Annotated in this window: 16 protein-coding genes; 4 read left to right on the forward strand and 12 right to left on the reverse strand. The window is 57.3% G+C overall.

Going from position 1 to position 16,806, the window contains the following annotated elements; genetic code table 11:
- The first annotated feature begins 60 nt into the window (after nucleotides 1-60).
- Nucleotides 61-1,425, forward strand: a complete 1,365-nt coding sequence (gene mnmE / locus DXXMK7_RS21055; protein WP_038920703.1) for a tRNA uridine-5-carboxymethylaminomethyl(34) synthesis GTPase MnmE — start codon at nucleotides 61-63, stop codon at nucleotides 1,423-1,425.
- A 56-nt stretch (nucleotides 1,426-1,481) separates the two neighbouring features.
- On the opposite strand, the gene DXXMK7_RS21060 is transcribed toward mnmE, so the two are convergent.
- From DXXMK7_RS21060 to DXXMK7_RS21070, 3 genes are all read right to left on the reverse strand, one after another.
- Entirely contained in the window at nucleotides 1,482-2,195 is a 714-nt protein-coding gene (locus tag DXXMK7_RS21060; RefSeq protein ID WP_038920704.1) for a T3SS effector HopA1 family protein, read from the reverse strand.
- 262 nt (nucleotides 2,196-2,457) lie between these two features.
- Nucleotides 2,458-3,432, reverse strand: coding sequence for a GlxA family transcriptional regulator (locus DXXMK7_RS21065; protein ID WP_082202636.1), 975 nt, complete (start codon nucleotides 3,430-3,432; stop codon nucleotides 2,458-2,460).
- Nucleotides 3,433-3,475: 43 nt separating this feature from the next.
- Nucleotides 3,476-4,249: an MBL fold metallo-hydrolase gene (locus tag DXXMK7_RS21070; RefSeq protein WP_038920706.1), complete on the reverse strand. Its 774-nt coding sequence runs from the start codon at nucleotides 4,247-4,249 to the stop codon at nucleotides 3,476-3,478.
- A 315-nt stretch (nucleotides 4,250-4,564) separates the two neighbouring features.
- On the opposite strand from DXXMK7_RS21070, the gene hppD reads away from it, so the two are divergent.
- Nucleotides 4,565-5,650, forward strand: coding sequence for a 4-hydroxyphenylpyruvate dioxygenase (gene hppD, locus DXXMK7_RS21075; RefSeq protein ID WP_038920707.1), 1,086 nt, complete (start codon nucleotides 4,565-4,567; stop codon nucleotides 5,648-5,650).
- 101 nt (nucleotides 5,651-5,751) lie between these two features.
- Here the strand turns inward: hppD and DXXMK7_RS21080 are convergent, their stop codons facing one another.
- The gene (locus tag DXXMK7_RS21080; RefSeq protein ID WP_033112454.1) at nucleotides 5,752-6,132 is read right to left on the reverse strand and encodes a helix-turn-helix domain-containing protein; all 381 of its coding nucleotides are present in this window, start codon (nucleotides 6,130-6,132) and stop codon (nucleotides 5,752-5,754) included.
- Between the two features lie 141 nt (nucleotides 6,133-6,273).
- Between DXXMK7_RS21080 and DXXMK7_RS21085 the strand changes: the two genes are divergently transcribed.
- Nucleotides 6,274-6,885, forward strand: coding sequence for an NAD(P)-dependent oxidoreductase (locus DXXMK7_RS21085; RefSeq protein WP_038920708.1), 612 nt, complete (start codon nucleotides 6,274-6,276; stop codon nucleotides 6,883-6,885).
- 148 nt (nucleotides 6,886-7,033) lie between these two features.
- Here the strand turns inward: DXXMK7_RS21085 and DXXMK7_RS21090 are convergent, their stop codons facing one another.
- Entirely contained in the window at nucleotides 7,034-7,513 is a 480-nt protein-coding gene (locus tag DXXMK7_RS21090) for a GNAT family N-acetyltransferase (RefSeq protein ID WP_038920709.1), read from the reverse strand.
- Between the two features lie 93 nt (nucleotides 7,514-7,606).
- Between DXXMK7_RS21090 and DXXMK7_RS21095 the strand changes: the two genes are divergently transcribed.
- Nucleotides 7,607-8,545, forward strand: coding sequence for a LysR family transcriptional regulator (locus tag DXXMK7_RS21095; protein ID WP_231348826.1), 939 nt, complete (start codon nucleotides 7,607-7,609; stop codon nucleotides 8,543-8,545).
- 46 nt (nucleotides 8,546-8,591) lie between these two features.
- Here the strand turns inward: DXXMK7_RS21095 and arnF are convergent, their stop codons facing one another.
- Genes arnF through arnB form a run of 7 tightly spaced genes read right to left on the reverse strand, consistent with a single transcriptional unit; the run spans nucleotide 8,592 to nucleotide 15,992 of the window.
- Complete coding sequence (gene arnF / locus DXXMK7_RS21100) at nucleotides 8,592-8,990, reverse strand: 4-amino-4-deoxy-L-arabinose-phosphoundecaprenol flippase subunit ArnF (protein WP_038663947.1); 399 nt, start codon at nucleotides 8,988-8,990, stop codon at nucleotides 8,592-8,594.
- Nucleotides 8,987-9,328, reverse strand: a complete 342-nt coding sequence (arnE, locus tag DXXMK7_RS21105; RefSeq protein ID WP_038920711.1) for a 4-amino-4-deoxy-L-arabinose-phosphoundecaprenol flippase subunit ArnE — start codon at nucleotides 9,326-9,328, stop codon at nucleotides 8,987-8,989. Before arnE ends, arnF begins: the two co-directional genes overlap by 4 nt.
- A complete protein-coding gene (gene arnT, locus DXXMK7_RS21110) occupies nucleotides 9,325-10,983 on the reverse strand; it encodes a lipid IV(A) 4-amino-4-deoxy-L-arabinosyltransferase (RefSeq protein ID WP_038920713.1) in 1,659 nt (552 codons plus the stop codon). Before arnT ends, arnE begins: the two co-directional genes overlap by 4 nt.
- Nucleotides 10,983-11,882: a 4-deoxy-4-formamido-L-arabinose-phosphoundecaprenol deformylase gene (arnD, locus tag DXXMK7_RS21115; protein ID WP_038920714.1), complete on the reverse strand. Its 900-nt coding sequence runs from the start codon at nucleotides 11,880-11,882 to the stop codon at nucleotides 10,983-10,985. The genes arnT and arnD overlap by 1 nt, the downstream gene beginning before the upstream one ends.
- Entirely contained in the window at nucleotides 11,879-13,870 is a 1,992-nt protein-coding gene (gene arnA, locus DXXMK7_RS21120) for a bifunctional UDP-4-amino-4-deoxy-L-arabinose formyltransferase/UDP-glucuronic acid oxidase ArnA (protein WP_038920715.1), read from the reverse strand. Before arnA ends, arnD begins: the two co-directional genes overlap by 4 nt.
- Nucleotides 13,867-14,850: an undecaprenyl-phosphate 4-deoxy-4-formamido-L-arabinose transferase gene (gene arnC, locus DXXMK7_RS21125; protein WP_033568171.1), complete on the reverse strand. Its 984-nt coding sequence runs from the start codon at nucleotides 14,848-14,850 to the stop codon at nucleotides 13,867-13,869. The genes arnA and arnC overlap by 4 nt, the downstream gene beginning before the upstream one ends.
- Nucleotides 14,850-15,992 carry a UDP-4-amino-4-deoxy-L-arabinose aminotransferase gene (arnB, locus tag DXXMK7_RS21130; RefSeq protein WP_038663965.1) on the reverse strand — a complete coding sequence of 381 codons (1,143 nt, stop codon included), beginning with the start codon at nucleotides 15,990-15,992 and terminating at the stop codon, nucleotides 14,850-14,852. Before arnB ends, arnC begins: the two co-directional genes overlap by 1 nt.
- Nucleotides 15,993-16,806 lie beyond the last annotated feature (814 nt).

Here is a 16,806-nt window from a genome sequence, read left to right on the forward strand (position 1 = left end):
TTATATAAATACGATCCCATAACAGCGCCTGAAAGCAGGCGAGAATGTAGAGAGAACACCATGAGCCATACCGACACCATCGTTGCCCAAGCCACCCCGCCGGGACGCGGCGGCGTAGGTATTCTGCGCATCTCCGGCCGGCAATCCTCGGCAGTCGCACAGGCGGTGCTGGGCAAGCTGCCCAAACCGCGTTACGCCGATTATCTGCCTTTCCATGACGCCGACGGTAGCGTGCTCGACCAGGGGATTGCCCTGTGGTTTCCCGGTCCGAACTCCTTTACCGGCGAAGACGTGCTGGAGCTGCAGGGGCACGGCGGCCCGGTGATTCTCGATCTGCTACTCAGACGAGTAGTGGCGCTGCCCGACGTGCGCATCGCCCGCCCCGGCGAATTCTCCGAACGGGCGTTTCTGAACGACAAGCTGGACTTGGCGCAGGCCGAGGCGATTGCCGACCTGATCGACGCCAGTTCCGAGCAGGCGGCCCGCTCCGCCGTCAACTCGCTGCAGGGCGTGTTTTCCACCCGCATCCACCAATTAGTGGAAGCACTTACTCACCTGCGAATCTATGTGGAAGCCGCAATTGATTTTCCCGATGAAGAAATCGACTTCCTCTCCGACGGCAAAATCGAAGCCATGCTCAACGACGTGATCGGCGATCTTGGCGCGGTACGCGCCGAAGCGCGTCAGGGCAGCCTGCTGCGCGAAGGCATGAAAGTGGTGATAGCCGGCCGGCCGAATGCCGGTAAATCCAGCCTGCTGAATGCACTGGCCGGGCGCGACGCCGCCATCGTCACCGATATCGCCGGCACCACCCGCGATGTGCTGCGCGAGCATATTCACATCGACGGCATGCCGCTGCATATCATCGACACCGCCGGGCTGCGCGACGCCAGCGATGAGGTGGAACGCATCGGCATTGAGCGCGCCTGGCAGGAAATCGAACAGGCGGACCGGGTGTTGTTCATGGTGGACGGCACCACCACCGACGCGGTGGAACCGGCGGCTATCTGGCCGGAATTTATGGCGAGATTACCGAAAACATTGCCCATTACCGTGGTGCGCAACAAAGCGGATGTCACCGGCGAACCGCTGGGCATTGAAGATGTGAATACTTACTCACTTATCCGCCTCTCCGCCCGCACCGGCAATGGCGTAGACCTGTTACGCGACCATCTTAAGCAAAGCATGGGTTTTACCAGCAACACCGAAGGGGGCTTTCTGGCCCGCCGCCGCCACTTACAGGCACTGGAGCAAGCGGCGCAGCACCTGCAACAAGGGCATGAACAATTAGTCGGCGCCTACGCCGGCGAACTACTGGCCGAAGAACTGCGGCTGGCCCAGCAGGCGTTGAGCGAAATCACCGGCGAATTCACCTCCGATGACCTGCTGGGACGGATTTTTTCCAGTTTTTGTATTGGGAAATAACGCTGAGTCTGTACACGCTCCAAACCGGCGGCACCCATCGGATGCTTGCCGGTGAATCAGGCCTGACTCTGCGCTGAATTGATCGTCGCTTCACCAAGATGACCATTCAGATAAAGAATGACGCTGTCGGTATCCTGCCCAAAAAAGGAGGGATGCGCGATTTTTGCCGTATGTAAGTAGTCTTTATCCCTGATCAGCGCGTGCAATATCTCCGGTAGTTTCGCCGCATTTTTCTGATGAATGCTAAGCGTGATCCTGCTGCTGGAGGGCTCCGCGTCACTGGTGTCGTTCCGCCTGAACATAATAAAATCATGCGCCGCTTGGGGGTTATTCTGTAAATACCCTTTCATCAGGTCTTTACCTATCGGCCCGGTGTGCTGTGGAAAAACACCGGTGCCGTCCAGCCGGATTGACCGGCGTAGCATGGCTTTCCCCTCTTCAGGGTCGACCTTGGGAAGGTTCGGTTTATCCGATTTATAAATCAAATAAATATCCCGTTCGGTGGGATGGCTATTCTGTCTGGCCTGCCCGGCCCACTGTTGCAGTTTCTGTCGAGAATGATCTGTGGGCATCGGGCTGATGCTGGTCTGCGCCTTGCCAGCCTGGCTTGACGATGCCGCCGCCAGATCGTTTTTTTCCAGAACATGCATGGCATTCGAGCGCACCAAACGCGGTTTGCTTTCCAGTATCTGGGAGATAGCTTTACTTTCGCCGGAAGACCCTATCATATTTTCTACCGCGTTGAAGAAGCCCTTGGCTTTGGTGGCCAATTCAACGTTGATTTTGGCGCCCTACGCCGCGCTAATACGGTATGTCTTACCATTCACTTCCAGAGAACCGTGATCCAGTAGCTTTCTGACATCGACCGATGACGACTGCAACTGCTGCGTACTTAAAAAAGCGTGCTCATTTTTCACCTGCACCGTTGGTTCATCTAGCCGATGAGTAGCGAAGGCTGAAAAAGAGTTCCTTTGCAGGAAGGCATATGGTGACGTTTTAGGACAACCGGAAAACGCGTTATCGTTGCTGTCGCTACGGTGAAGAGGGCGTACGGGTGTCCTGAAACGCCTTGCGCCACTCGCCGGGCGTCACGTTGAACTGGCGGCGGAAGTGCTGGCGCAACGATGTGGCGGTACCGAAGCCGACCTGCTCCGCAATGGCGTCGATCGACAGCGTAGTGGACTCCAGCAACGTCTGGCTTTGTTGCAGGCGCTCCGCCATCAGCCACTCGCCGACTGACATGCCGGTGGCCTTGTGAAACTGTCGGGTGAACGTGCGGCGGCTCATTAGCGTCCGACGCGCCAGTTCATCAAGGTGATGGGGCTGGTCGAGGCGGCTTCTCAGGTAGTCCAGCAGCGCGTTGATTCTGGCATCCTGCGTGGATACCGGCACCGGCCGCTCGATGAACTGCGCCTGGCCGCCTTCCCGATGCGGGGGGATCACTATTCTTCTGGCGACTTTGTTGGCGATCGCGCTGCCGTGGTACTTCCTGACCAGATGCAGGCAACAATCCAGCCCGGCTGCCGTGCCCGCCGAGGTAATCAGCCGCTCATCCTCCACGTACAGCGCGTGAGTATCCAGATGGACATCGGGAAAACGCTGCTGAAAATCCTGCGCGAGTTCCCAGTGCGTCGCCGCCTTGCGCTGCGTGAGCAGCCCGGCCCACGCCAGCACATAGGTGCCCAGGCACAATCCGACCAGCAGGCTGCCGCGCGCATAGGCCGCCGCCAACGCCGCCAGCAGCGCCGGGTTCGGCATCTCCTGCGGGTTACGCCAGTAGGGCACCACGACGATATCGGCCTCCGCCAGCGCGTCCAGCCCGAACGGGGTATCAACCTGCAACCCCTGTGCGGAACGCAGCACGCCCTCTTCGCCGGCGCAAATTCGCAGCCTGAACAGCGGCTGCCCCGGCAGCACATCGCCGAAAATCATGCAGGGCACCGATAAATGAAACGGGCTGAACTGATTGCAGGCCACCACCGCGACCGACGGAATACGCATGCTCACGTCTCGTTCCTCCCGCTTCGTCATCACCCGTTCCAGATACCCGTTACAGCATACAGGACTCACCATCCGCCGGGATCAACACCTGAGGCGCCACGCCGTTTTGCTGCAGAAAATCACGCAGGGCCGCACGGCTTAGCGCCGAATGATTAACCGCTTCCATGTGGCTGGCGATGAGTGTCGCATTAGGCGCGTGTTGCGCCACAGCCAGCACATCCTGCTGGTTCATGATGATCGACCCCAACCCGACGATTTGCGCATCGCCGCAATTGAGAACAATGACCTCCGGCGCATAACGACGCAGGTTTTCAGCCACATATGCATTCCAGACCGTATCGCCCGCCAGATACAGCGTTTTCTCCTGCGGGTGACGGAACACCACGCCGCACACGTCACCCAGCCTGTCGTGCAACGCGTCCATAATCGCGTCGCTGCCATGCTGGCCCGGCGTTTTGATCAGCGTGATATCGCCAATTGCGCTCTGTTCGGTCAACAGGCGAACATCGCCGAACCCGGCGGCCTGGATCATTTCCCGGTCTTGCGCGTGCTGGACAAATATCGGTAATGATTTGGGCAGGTGGATTTTAGCCGCATCATCCCAGTGATCGAGATGGGTGTGGGTGACAATCACCGCATCCACACCGGCAAACAGGTTCTCCAGCGTGACCGGCAGGTCCACCAACGGGTTACGCAAGTGGCTGTTCAGCGTGCCTTCGAAACCGGGATAGGCGCCTTTTTCGGCCAGCATCGGGTCGATGAGAAAAATTTTACCGGCAAAGCTGATTTTCAGCGTGGCGTTTCTGATCTGGGTAATATTCATGATGATGTTCCCTGGTCTTAAGCATATTGCGGATGGCCGTCATTGTGCTCGGAAAACCATACGCCCGGCAGCGGCCCGAAGGTCATTTATCGATACATTCGGGCCAAATTGCGCCTTCAACGAACCGCAGTTCGCCGGCGACCAGCCAATATCGCCATCAATAAATATTAATAAACGGAATTACTTTATATTTATCTATTAAATTTATAATAAGAAAAACTTGTTATCCTAAAATGAACGATCACGCTATATTCATTATTGGAAACCCGCCATCGGTTTATTTTATTCATCTCCTTTAAGGACAAAGGAACTAATATGAATGAGTTATTAACCAACCCGCTAGAATTGAATGGATTCGCTTTTATCGAATTTGTTACCGACGCTCCGGAAACACTCTCGGCGTTATTTATTTCTTTAGGATTTACACGTGTCGCGCACCATCGCCACCGCGATATTTCACTCTTTCGACAGAACGACATCAATTTTCTTCTTAATAATACCGCTACCGGTTTTCCGCAAACTTTTCTGCAGGAACACGGCGCAGGCGCCTGCGGTATCGGGTTTTACGTCAGGGATGCCGCTCAGGCTTATGAGCAGGCAATCCTGTCCGGCGCCAGACCGGCAGACTTGCCCGCCAGTCCGGGGGAAATCATGGTGCCGGCGATCGAAGGCATTGGCGGTTCGAAAATCTACTTCATCGAGAAATATCACACGGACATAGATATTTTCGATATCGATTTTACGTTTATTCACGGCGTGGAAAGAAAGCCGAAAGGATTCGGGCTGCATACCCTTGATCACCTAACCAATAATGTCTATCAGGGCAGAATGAATTACTGGTCTGAATTCTATAGCCGAATATTTAATTTTCAGCAGATTCGTTATTTTGACATTGCCGGCGAATATACCGGATTGCACTCCAAAGCCATGATGGCGCCGGACGGTAAAATCCGTATTCCGCTGAACGAAGAGGCGGAAGGCAGCAACGGACAGATTCAGGAATTCCTGCGCCGCTTTAATGGCGAAGGGATCCAGCATATTGCGATGCAAACCGACGATATTCTGACCACGCTCGATCGGTTGCGTCAGGCGGGTTTACCGCTGATGACCGCACCGTCCGAGACCTACTACCAGATGGTGGAAGAGCGCCTGCCCGGCCACGGCCGTGATATCGCCGCCCTGCAGACGCGCGGCATTCTGATTGACGGCAATACCCGTAACGGGCAGAAAAAACTGCTGCTGCAAATTTTCTCGGAAACCCTGATCGGCCCACTGTTTTTTGAATTTATCGAACGGGATGGCGACGACGGTTTTGGCGAAGGCAACTTCAAGGCGCTGTTTGAATCCATGGAGCGCGATCAGCTGGCGCGCGGGGAAATCAAGGCCACAGGGGCCGCATAGCGGCTTATCGGCACGGCCTTGTGTGGACAAGGCCGTTTCACCGATTGAATGCAGACGGCATTACCGAGGCTGACACCTAGTCATGAGTTAACTTCAGGTGATTACCCATTTTTTTGCTCATAGGTTTTGCGCGCCTCGCAAATGGTACGGTGATGCGCATCCGCCCACTGCACCAGCGTCTTCATCGGCTGCAGAAAAGAGCGCCCAAGCTCGGTGAGCTGGTATTCCACCCGCGGCGGCACCTCGGCATAAAGCGTACGCCGGACAAATCCGTCCTGCTCCAGTAATTTCAATGTCTTGGAGAGCATTTGCTTGGAAATATCGCCAATACGACGCATCAGTTCATTAAAACGCAACGTGCCATCACTCAGGGTTTCCAGCACCAACAGGCTCCACTGATCGCCAATGCGATCCAGCACATCGCGTATCGGACAAGCCTGTTCAAAAACAAAAACATCTTTTTCAGCAACGGTTTTCGGCATCGCACACTCCACAATGGTCAGCTTGCAGTGACCAGATAACAAACGGGTGACTTCTTGCGCGGCGATCGGGCTTTGCGCATAATCCTTCCAATGGTCTACATATTAGACCTTTCCATTAATGAAGACTATAAGGAATGGAACATGGCTCATATTGCACTTATCGGCGCGTCCGGCAACGCGGGTTCACAGATTCTAAAAGAGCTGTCTGAACGCGGTCATCAGATAACCGCGATTGCCCGTCATCCGGAAAAAATCGCCGCGCTGCCCGGCGTCACCGCCAGACAAGGGGATGTGTTTGATGCGTCAGGACTGACGGCGCTGCTGGCAGGCCACGATGCGGTCATCAGCTCCGTTCATTTTACCAGCAGCGATCCGCAGATTCTGATCGACGCCGTGCGCGCCGCGGGTGTGAAACGCTATCTGGTGGTCGGCGGGGCGGGCAGCCTGTTAGTCGCGCCGGGCCAGCGTCTGGTGGATCAGCCGGGCTTCCCGGAGGCTTACAAGGCAGAAGCCACCAAGGGCGCCGATTTTCTCGACCTGCTGAAAACCGTCACCGATCTGGACTGGACCTTCCTGTCGCCGTCCATGATGTTCGTTCCCGGTGAACGTACCGGCACATTCCGCCTCGGCCAAGACGATCTGCTGACCAATGAGCAAGGCAGCAGTATCTCGTTTGCGGATTACGCCATTGCGCTGGTGGATGAAGTAGAAAAACCGCAGCACATTCGCCAGCGTTTCACCGTTGGCTACTGAGTCACACCCGATGTGACGGGGATTGGTTTCCTGTGTCCAGGCTCTATCCCTTTTCCCTCTGCAGGCTGCGGGTTTTCCGCAGCCTGTCTTTTATCGCAACGTGTTCTTTTACCGCCGCCTGTTTTTCTACCGCCACAAATAACCCGGTCTATTCCTGCGCCGCCTGTCGCAGGCTATCGCCTTCCAGTCGGTAACGGATCCACTCGTTTTGCGGCGCGGCGCCCAGGCTGTCGTAGAAATCGATAGCAGGCTGGTTCCAGTCCAGCACGCTCCACTCCAGCCTTCCGCAACCGCGTTCAACCGCCAGACGAGCGATGTATTTCAGCAGCGCCTTACCGGCGCCCTGACCGCGATAATGCGGCGATACGTACAGATCTTCCAGATAGATGCCGTCGCGTCCCAGCCAGGTGGAGTAACTGGTGAAGAACACCGCAAACCCGACCGGCTCGCCGTTCCATTCGCAAATCAGCGCCTCGGTGGCGGAACCTTCGCCGAACAGCGTTTGCTCGATTTCCTGCTGGTTGGTCTTCACCTCGTGCAACGCTTTCTCGTACTCAGCCAGTTCACGAATAAAATTCAGGATGGTGGCGGAGTCCTGCCGCGTCGCCCAACGGATATGTAAGGTCATAAGAAGATCTCTGTGATTGATTCGTCAGGCTGCCAGCTTAATCGCCAGGTTATAATGCATGAAGTGCAATATTATCAATTCATGGTGAATATTATGCATCCTCAGTTACGGCGCCTCGACCTCAATCTGTTGCTGGTTTTTGACGCCATCTTCCGGCATCAGTCGGTCACCCGCGCCGCCGCTGAGCTCGCCATGAGCAACTCGGCGTTAAGCCATGCACTGAGCCGGCTACGCAAGACGCTGAATGACGAACTGTTTTACCGTTCCGGTCAGGAAATGCGGCCGACGGTCTTCGCGCAAAAGCTGGCCGCCACCATTGGCGACGGGCTGCGTTTGCTGGAACAGGGATTCAGCCTGCGCCCTGGTTTTGACCCTGCCAGCAGCCATGAATCCTTTACTTTTTCGGTCACCGACTTTACGGCGTTTTGCGTTTTTCCAGCATTAACCGCCGCGCTCCAGTCGCTGGCGCCCCACCTGCAATTTCAATTGATTCACAGCGATCAGAAAGTCGCCTTTGAGGAACTGCTGGCCGGCCGCGTCGATTTCGCCCTCGGTTTTACCGAATTCGCTGACCACATGCATGAAGACATTCATGACATTGACTGGATGGAGGATGATTACGTGGCGATCACGGCAACCCGGTTTAGAGACAATCTGACGCCGCTATCGCTGGAAGAGTACCTGAACGCCCGTCATCTGGTGATTACGCCCTGGAATGAAATGCGCGGCGCCATCGACTACGAACTGGATAAACTGGGCAAACAGCGCACCATCGCGCTGCGGATGCCGTCGTTGCTGGCAGCGCCTGCTATTATCGGGCAAAGCAACCTGCTGATGACGCTGCCGCGCTTTGCCGCCGGCCACCTTGCCGCGCTCACCGACTGCGCGCTCCATGAACTACCGTTCCCGGTGCCGCCTTACCGCGTCAAAATCTATTACCACCAGCGCCATCAGCGGCGAGCGGCCGATCGCTGGCTGGCGGCGCAGATTAAGCAGCTGGCGCCGCTTTCCCGGCCAGCCGCGTCGGCGTAATTTGCAGGTAACGTGCGCGCCACAAGCAAGAAGGAGGACGCGAATATCAGGACTCTTCGTCCAGATGCGAAGCCTGGCGGCTGCACACCAGCCATACGCCGGCAATAATCAGCGCGATCGCCAGCAGTTTGCCGGTGCTGAAGGTATCGGGAAAAATCGGCAGCGCCACCGCTAGCCCCCACACCAGCACGTAACTGAGGCTCAGCAGTGGGTAAGCCCGGCTTAACGGCAAAAAACGCAGGGCGTTAAACCAGCTCAGCATTGAGAAAGCATACGCCGCCAGCCCCACCAATACCGCGGCGGCGGCGACCGGCAACACCAGCATGGCGAACATAAACGGCAGCGGTTCCGTCAGCGAGGGCAGTTGGGACATCCCCCATTTCATCGACAATTGTGCTGCGCTGACCAGCAACACACTCAGCAGCGCCCATCCATAGCCTTTCACGCGATCCCTCCCATCAAGATTACACCGACAACAATCAGCACAATACCCACCGACTGACGCAGACTAATGGCCTCCCGCCACAGCCAGCGCGCCGCCAGCGCCACCAGAATAAAATTCAGGCTCAGCATCGGATACGCCACGCTCACCGCCACCCGCTGCAACACCGCCAGCCATAGCACCATCGCCAGCCCCAGCAACAACAGGCTTATTCCCATCCACAACAGAACATGGGCGCGATGTGAACGGCCGCCGCTCTGCCAGCTGGCGGCCTGTTTCTGACTAAGCTGACCGGCGCAGGTCAACAAACTGACCAGCAGAATCAGCAGATAATTGGTCATTGCTGACGATACCACAATAAGGCGACTCGCCCTCGCCGGTCAGTGTAATCCGCCGGCGGCACGCCGGTGATCGGATCAGTCGCCGAAGAGAATATCAGCACCAGCGAGACATTGCCTTCACGGCGATGCGCCGCCAGCCAGTCGGCAAACTCGCTGGCAGGTACTATGCGATTGACGCTGTCCGGGTACGACAAGCCGTACTCCAGCTCACCCTGATTATCGTACATCAGAATATCGCCGCGTTTTTGTTCCCAGGCAACCGCAGAGGCTACACCAACGCTGTTCGCCAGAATGTAACGGCTCTGCGACAGGTGGGATTCAACCTCGGTCGTGCGCAGGAACCACTGCGGATGCTTGCTCTCCATCACCCGTTGCGGAATCGCCATGCCAATCAACAGGGCGATGCCCAGCGGACAGACCGCCGCCCAGTGCCAGCGAGCCGCCGAATGACGCAACGTCCACCATCCGACCAGCCCCCAGAACAGGAACGCCACGACGCCCAGCGCCACTTTGACGGTTTCCTGCGGCTGATAGAGCGGACGATGCGACAGCCCCCACGGCGCCAGCACCAACACCACGATCAGCGCGCACAGCAGACCAAACGCCAGGTTGATCCAGCCGTTGAGGGTCAGCAAACGCGGGCTCAGCAAGGTAGTGGCGCGTCTGGCCATCAGGATCGCCAGCGGCGCGAAACAGGGCAGGATGTAGGTCGGCAACTTACCTTTGGCGATGCTGAAAAACAGGAACGGCATCACCACCCAGCCCAGCAGATAAAACAGGCTGCTATCCTGGCGGCGTTCGCGCCAGCCCTGCATCAGCGACGACGGCAGCAGCGCCAGCCAGGGCAGCACCCCAGCGATCAGCACCGGCAGGTAGTACCAGAACGGCGCTTTGTGCTGAGCATTCGCGGAATCGGCGAAGCGTTGAATATGTTCGACCCAGAAGAAATAGTGCCAGAAATCCGGCTCCTGACGCGCCACCGCCAGCGCCCACGGCAACGACACCGCCACCGCGCTGACAATCGCCAGCGGGCCGTACAGCAGCACCTCTTTCCAGCGCCGCTCCAGCGTGACCCACGGCAGCACCGCAATCACCGGCACCGCCAGCGCCAGAAAGCCCTTGGTCATGAAGCCCATGCCGCACACCACGCCCAGCAGCAAATAACCACCGATTTTACTGCTGCGGGTGGTGGCCTGCGCCGCTCCCCAGAAGCTGCACATCGCCGCCGCCAGCCACAGGGTGACGATAGGATCGAGCACCGCATAGGTGCCGATACCGTACACCAGCAGGCAACTCAGATAGATGGCCGCCGCCAGCAGCGAAGTACGCCGTTGTTGCCACAACCGCTGCGTCAGCCAGTAAATCAGCGCCGCCGTCAGCAAAATGGAGAACACCGAGCCGGCGCGCACGCCGGCGTTGTTGTCGCCCAGCAGCCACTGGCCGATGTTATTCACCCAGTAACCGGCGATCGGCTTTTCAAAATAGCGAATCCCCAGAAAATGCGGGGTAATCCAGTTGCCGCCCGCCAGCATTTCCCGGCTGATTTCCGCGTAGCGGGTTTCGTCCGGTTGCCATAACAGGCGGCCATTGAGAGGAATAAAATAGTAGAGTAGCAACAACACCAGCCACAGCGTTGTCTGACGTGCGTATTTCATCAGGCCGCCTCCACGGTCTGCTGACATCCCAACCAGCCATCGCGTCCGGCGAGGGAACCCCGCACCACGCGCCCGACCGGCAATGTATCCGGATCGTCCGGCAGCAATTCGCTCAGCGGACAAAAGCGAATGCCTTCCTGCTCCGCCAGCGCCAGTAGTTCGCCGAACTGATCGCTCATCACAATGCCTTCCACTTCGGCATGAATGGTATAGACCGGCGTACCCTGATCCTGACGGATTTTATCCAAAATATAGCGATTGAAATCAGCGGCGCTGGTTTCCCGGCCGACCGCTTCATCCCAGGTGGGCAACGTGACCGGGATCTGTACCGTACCGGTGCTGCCGTCGTTGAGCAGCGGGCGGAACGGCGCGGTGCCGCGGCAGTCGCTGTTGTAGCGAAAGCCAAACTGCTGTTTGGCTTCCACCGCGGTTTGATCCGCGCGCCAGCCCGCTACCGCCGAACACGCTACCGGCTCGCCGGTAATCGACTGCAACGCCTCGTAGGCCAGCCGGATCTGTTGTTCCATTTTGGCCTGATCCCACACCCCGGCCCAGGTTTGCCAGGCGAAGTGATCCCAGGCGTGCAGCCCGACTTCGTGCTGCCGGGACGCCGCGCGGATCGGCTCCGGCAAGCCGCGGCCGATCACCCGGCCCGGCCAGGCGGTGCCCGCCAGCAGGATGTCCCAGCCATACAGCGATGCTGCGCGCGAGCGCAGCATCTTCCACAAAAACACCGGTCGAATCAGGCGCCACAAATGGCGCCCCATGTTGTCGGGCCCGACGCTGAAGAAAAAGCTGGCCCGGACGCCATAGACGTCCAGCAACTCCAGCAGGCGGGGCACCCCCACCCGCGTGCCGCGCCAGGTATCAACGTCGATCCGTAACCCTACTTTTCTCATTCGCTGTCCTGACTGAATCGGCCGGTTTCAACGGTCTGGAGGAAGAAGTCCAGCGTTTCCGCCACGGTTTTTTCCATCTCGATGGTCGGCTGCCAGTGCAACAGGCGTTTGGCGTTGCGGATGCTGGGCTTACGGTGCTCCACATCCTGATAGCCTTTGCCGTAGTAGCTGCTGCTTTCCACTTCGCGGAAACCGGCGAACGGCGGGAACTGATTACGCAGCGGATGCTTCTCAAAGCTCTCCAGCAGCTGTTCCGCCAGTTGACGAATGCTGGCTTCGTTGTCCGGGTTGCCGATGTTGATGATCTGGCCGTCGCACACGCCGTCTTTATTCTCGATGATGCGGAACAGCGCTTCGATACCGTCTTTGATGTCGGTAAAGCAACGTTTCTGACGACCGCCGTCAACCAGCTTGATCGGCGAGCCTTCCACCAGGTTCAGAATCAGCTGGGTGATGGCGCGGGAGCTGCCGATACGCGCGGCGTTCAGGTTATCCAGACGCGGCCCCATCCAGTTGAACGGACGGAACAGGGTGAAACGCAGCCCTTCTTTTTCGCCGTAAGCCCAGATCACGCGGTCCAGCAGCTGTTTGGATACCGAGTAAATCCAGCGCTGTTTGTTGATCGGCCCAACGATCAGGTTGGAGTTGTCTTCGTCGAACACCGGGTCGGTACACATGCCGTACACCTCGGAGGTGGACGGGAAAATGATGCGTTTTTTGTACTTCACGCAGTCGCGGATGGTTTTCAGGTTTTCTTCGAAATCCAGCTCGAATACGCGCAGCGGGTTACGGGTGTACTCGATCGGGGTGGCGATCGCCACCAGCGGCAGCACCACGTCGCATTTCTTGATGTGGTACTCGATCCACTCGGAATGAATACTGATGTCCCCTTCCACGAAGTGGAAACGCGGGTTGCCGAGGAAACGTTCGATAGCATCGGAACTGATGTCCAGACCGAACACTTCGTAGTTGTCTTCCTGCAGCAGGCGCTCAGTCAGGTGGTTACCGATAAAACCGTTCACCCCGAGGATCAGCACGCGGGTACGGCGTTTGACGTTCACCACCGGCGAGTTGTTGAGGATGGCGCCGGTCACCAGACCCAGGCTCTGGGCCAGTTGTGCGCCTTGCAGATAAATACCGTTGTCGCCCTGGCCGGTGACGATCTCCAGCGCGTCGCTGCCGCAGGCAACCACCAGCGGCGAGGTGCTCAGCACGGTGCCCGGTCTGGCGGCGGCGAAATCAGTACGCACCTTCGCCTGCCAGATAATGAACTTCGTCGTGCCGACAAAGCTGAACGCGCCCGGCCACGGCTCGGTCACCGCACGCACCAGGTTATACAGGGTACGCGCCGGCTTCTGCCATTCGATACGCCCGTCTTCCGGGGTACGACGACCCACGTAAGTGGCCTGGCTCTCATCCTGCGGAATATCATTCGCTTTACCGGCAGCGATAGCGGGCAGGTTGTCTTTCAGCAACAGCTCGGCGACATCACGCAGCTTGCGGTGCAGGCTCAGCGCGGTATCGCTCTCGTCGATCGCCACACGCTGCTGCGCCACGATGTTGCCGGCATCGGCGCGCGCCACCATGCGGTGCAGGGTCACGCCGGTTTCGGTTTCGCCGTTGACCAGCGCCCAGTTCAGCGGCGCCCGGCCGCGATAGCGCGGCAGCAGCGAACCATGCAGGTTGTAGGCGCCGTGCGCCGCGCTCTGCAGAATGGCGTCGCTCAGCAGGTGACGGTAGTAGAAGGAGAAAATGACGTCCGGCGACATGGCGGCGATGCGTTCCACCCACAGCGGGTGGTTAACGTCTTCCGGCGCGAATACCGGGATGCCCAGCTCCGCCGCGGTGCGGGCTACCGATCCAAAGAACTGATTTTCCGCCGGGTTATCCGCGTGGGTAAACACCGCTTCCACGGTATAGCCCGCTGCCACCAACGCGCGGAGTCCCACGCAACCGAAATCATGATAGGCAAAAACAACAGCTTTCATTCTTCATTGTCCTGTTCAGAAAATCGTGGATCATTGCCAACAATACGTTGAATAAAATAACGGGGACGGGCGCGGACATCGTTGTAGATTCGTCCGATATATTCCCCCAATAACCCCATACCGACGAACTGGGCGCCGATAAAAGAGAACAACACGGCGAACAGCGTAAACACCCCGTCCGCCGCCCAGGCCGCGCCGAAAAACAGACGCAGCAGGATCAGCAACAGCGCCAGCGTGAAACCGGAGAGCGCAATCACGCTGCCCACCACGCTCAGCAAACGCAGCGGCGTAGTGGTCAGGCAGGTCACCAGGTCGTACATCAGGTTAATAAGCTTCATGAAGCTGTATTTGGAATCGCCAAATTCGCGCTCGGAGTGGCGCACCATAATTTCGGTGGTGCGGCGGGCAAACGTATTGGCGAGGATCGGGATAAAAGTGCTGCGCTCGTGGCAGTGCAGCATGGCGTCGATGATATGGCGGCGATAGGCGCGCAGCATACAGCCGTAATCGTTCATAGCCTTGCCGGTGGTGCGCTGAATCAGGTGGTTGATCATGCGCGAAGCGGTTTTACGAAACACACTGTCCTGACGATTTTCGCGGATGGTGCCCACCACGTCATACCCTTGATCCGCCGTGTCCACCAGCCGGGGAATTTCTTCCGGCGGGTTTTGCAGGTCGGCATCCAGCGTGATGATCAGATCGCCGGACACATGGCTGAACCCGGCCATGATCGCCGAATGCTGCCCGTAGTTGCGGTTAAGAATCACCGCTACCACATGGCTGCCCGGCGCCTGCGCCGCCTCGGTCAGCAACGCGGCCGAGTTGTCGCTGCTGCCGTCGTCCACCAGCAGAATTTCATAATCACGGTTCATTTGATCACAGGCGGCGGTGGTACGACGAATCAGCTCCGGCAGGCTCTCCTGCTCGTTGAAAACCGGAATCACCACCGAGACTTTATTGATTGCTTCCATGTCCGACATCAGCGTTTCCCCGCCAGCTCAGTTAACGCATCCACCACTCTGTCCACATCCTCGTCGCGCATATCCGGGAACAACGGCAGAGAGCAGATTCGGGCCGAGTTCCAGTCGGTATTCGGCAGGTGCAGGTTGGTGAAACGTTCACGATAGTATTTCTGGGTATGGGCGGCGCGGAAATGCAGACCGGTGCCGATGTTGCGTTCTTTTAACGCCTGCATCAGACCGTCGCGATCGATGCCGCAACGCGCTTCATCCACCCGGATGATAAACAGGTGCCAGGCGTGCTGGTGCGGCCATGACGGCAGCGTCAGCGGCTGGAACGGCAAAGCGGCCAGTTTTTGCAGATAACGCTGCGCCAGCGCTTCGCGGCGCGCATTGTTGGCGGCCAGTTTTTCCAGTTGCACCAGCGCAATGGCGGCGCTAATGTCCGGCAGGTTGTACTTGAAGCCCGGCGAAACCACTTCCGCCTGCGGCGCGCGCCCCTGCACCATGCGGTCGAACGCGTCTACCGCCAGACCGTGGAATTTCAGACTGCGAATGCGGTTGGCCAGCTCGTCGTCGTCCGTCACCACCAGACCGCCTTCAGCGCAGGTCATGTTTTTGATGGCGTGGAAGGAGAAAATCGCCGTGCCCTCGCCGCCGACGTGGCGACCGCGGTAGTAGGTGCCAGCGGCGTGAGCGGCATCCTCAATCACCGGAATGCCGTGACGGCGGCCGATGTCACGAATAGCGTCGATATCTGCCGGCGCGCCGGCGTAGTGAACCGGAATAATGGCTTTGGTGCGGGGAGTAATGGCCGCTTCAATCGCTTCCGGCGTCACCATCAGATTATCGCGGTCCACATCCACCATCACGGGCTCGGCGCCCAGCAGCACAATCATATTCAGGGTGGAAACCCAGGTGAGCGACGGCGTGATCACTTCATCGCCTGCGCCAATTCCCAGCGCCATCAGGGTGACGTGCATACCACCGGTCGCAGAGCTGACCGCAATGGCGTGTTTCGCGCCCGTCAGCACGGCAAACTGTTGCTCCAGTTCATGATTTTTGGGGCCAGTGGTAATCCATCCGGAACGAAGAACCTGCCCGACCGCGGCAAGTTCTTCCTCACCTAACGCGGGGCGTGAGAAAGGTAGAAAATCAGCCATGTAAAAATTCACTCTCAGGTTAAATCGATGATTATTGGTGTGGCGAGATAAATCTTCATACCCGTCATCCTTCAAGTCGCAGGTGCGTTGGCTTCATTACGCAGCCCATCATGGGCCTCGCCCAGCGGAACCGCGGTAAACCGCGCTCAACTCTGCTCCCGGCAGCGTTGCCACTCGCACCAGTCACTTACTCATGTAAGCTCCTGAAGATTCATCCGGTTGCCGCCTTGCTGCAACTCGAATTATTTGGGGTATATACACTCTGGTAACATCGCCGTCCCGCCATCGGAATCGGATCTGGGGATAAGTACGTCAGGGAAAACCGCTCCTTAGTCCTTGCGAAGGATAAGTAGAAAAGCAATTAATGACAGTAATATGACCATCAATAATGTTGTTCATCCGACCATTGGCAGACGAGCATAACGAAGATTTCTTAGCTGAATATTAAGACGCTTCTTTTTAGCTGATGTTCAATCCGCGAGAAGAGTAGCAAGCTATGTTTAAACCCATCATCAATAAAATGGTGTTCAACTGCAAACATTCATCCATCCTCAACCGTATATAAACACACGAAAAATAAGATCTTTTTCGTGACGAGAATCACACTGACATCAAAACAACAAAAGAATTACGATTTCTTGCAATGTTATTAAAAATTATCAATGCGGAAATAAATCTTATTCATAAAAACTACTTATCTTGCTATGAAATAGTGCATGGATATAACAGCGCTTTTTCGTCCACTGCTGGCTCGCCGTCCATCCCACTTTTCTCTCATATTCTTTAATTATCATCAACAAAGCATAGTAAGGTT

This window comes from Dickeya sp. MK7 (genome assembly GCF_000406305.1).
Classification (GTDB): domain Bacteria; phylum Pseudomonadota; class Gammaproteobacteria; order Enterobacterales; family Enterobacteriaceae; genus Dickeya; species Dickeya fangzhongdai.

Bases quoted from the DNA above. Each gene is read 5' to 3' on its own strand.
- mnmE (WP_038920703.1), top strand. From the start codon at position 61: ATGAGCCATACCGACACCATCGTTGCCCAAGCCACCCCGCCGGGACGC.
- DXXMK7_RS21070 (WP_038920706.1), bottom strand. From the start codon at position 4,249: ATGAATATTACCCAGATCAGAAACGCCACGCTGAAAATCAGCTTTGCC.
- hppD (WP_038920707.1), top strand. From the start codon at position 4,565: ATGAATGAGTTATTAACCAACCCGCTAGAATTGAATGGATTCGCTTTT.
- DXXMK7_RS21080 (WP_033112454.1), bottom strand. From the start codon at position 6,132: ATGCCGAAAACCGTTGCTGAAAAAGATGTTTTTGTTTTTGAACAGGCT.
- DXXMK7_RS21085 (WP_038920708.1), top strand. From the start codon at position 6,274: ATGGCTCATATTGCACTTATCGGCGCGTCCGGCAACGCGGGTTCACAG.
- DXXMK7_RS21090 (WP_038920709.1), bottom strand. From the start codon at position 7,513: ATGACCTTACATATCCGTTGGGCGACGCGGCAGGACTCCGCCACCATC.
- DXXMK7_RS21095 (WP_231348826.1), top strand. From the start codon at position 7,607: ATGCATCCTCAGTTACGGCGCCTCGACCTCAATCTGTTGCTGGTTTTT.
- arnE (WP_038920711.1), bottom strand. From the start codon at position 9,328: ATGACCAATTATCTGCTGATTCTGCTGGTCAGTTTGTTGACCTGCGCC.
- arnT (WP_038920713.1), bottom strand. From the start codon at position 10,983: ATGAAATACGCACGTCAGACAACGCTGTGGCTGGTGTTGTTGCTACTC.
- arnD (WP_038920714.1), bottom strand. From the start codon at position 11,882: ATGAGAAAAGTAGGGTTACGGATCGACGTTGATACCTGGCGCGGCACG.
- arnA (WP_038920715.1), bottom strand. From the start codon at position 13,870: ATGAAAGCTGTTGTTTTTGCCTATCATGATTTCGGTTGCGTGGGACTC.
- arnC (WP_033568171.1), bottom strand. From the start codon at position 14,850: ATGTCGGACATGGAAGCAATCAATAAAGTCTCGGTGGTGATTCCGGTT.
- arnB (WP_038663965.1), bottom strand. From the start codon at position 15,992: ATGGCTGATTTTCTACCTTTCTCACGCCCCGCGTTAGGTGAGGAAGAA.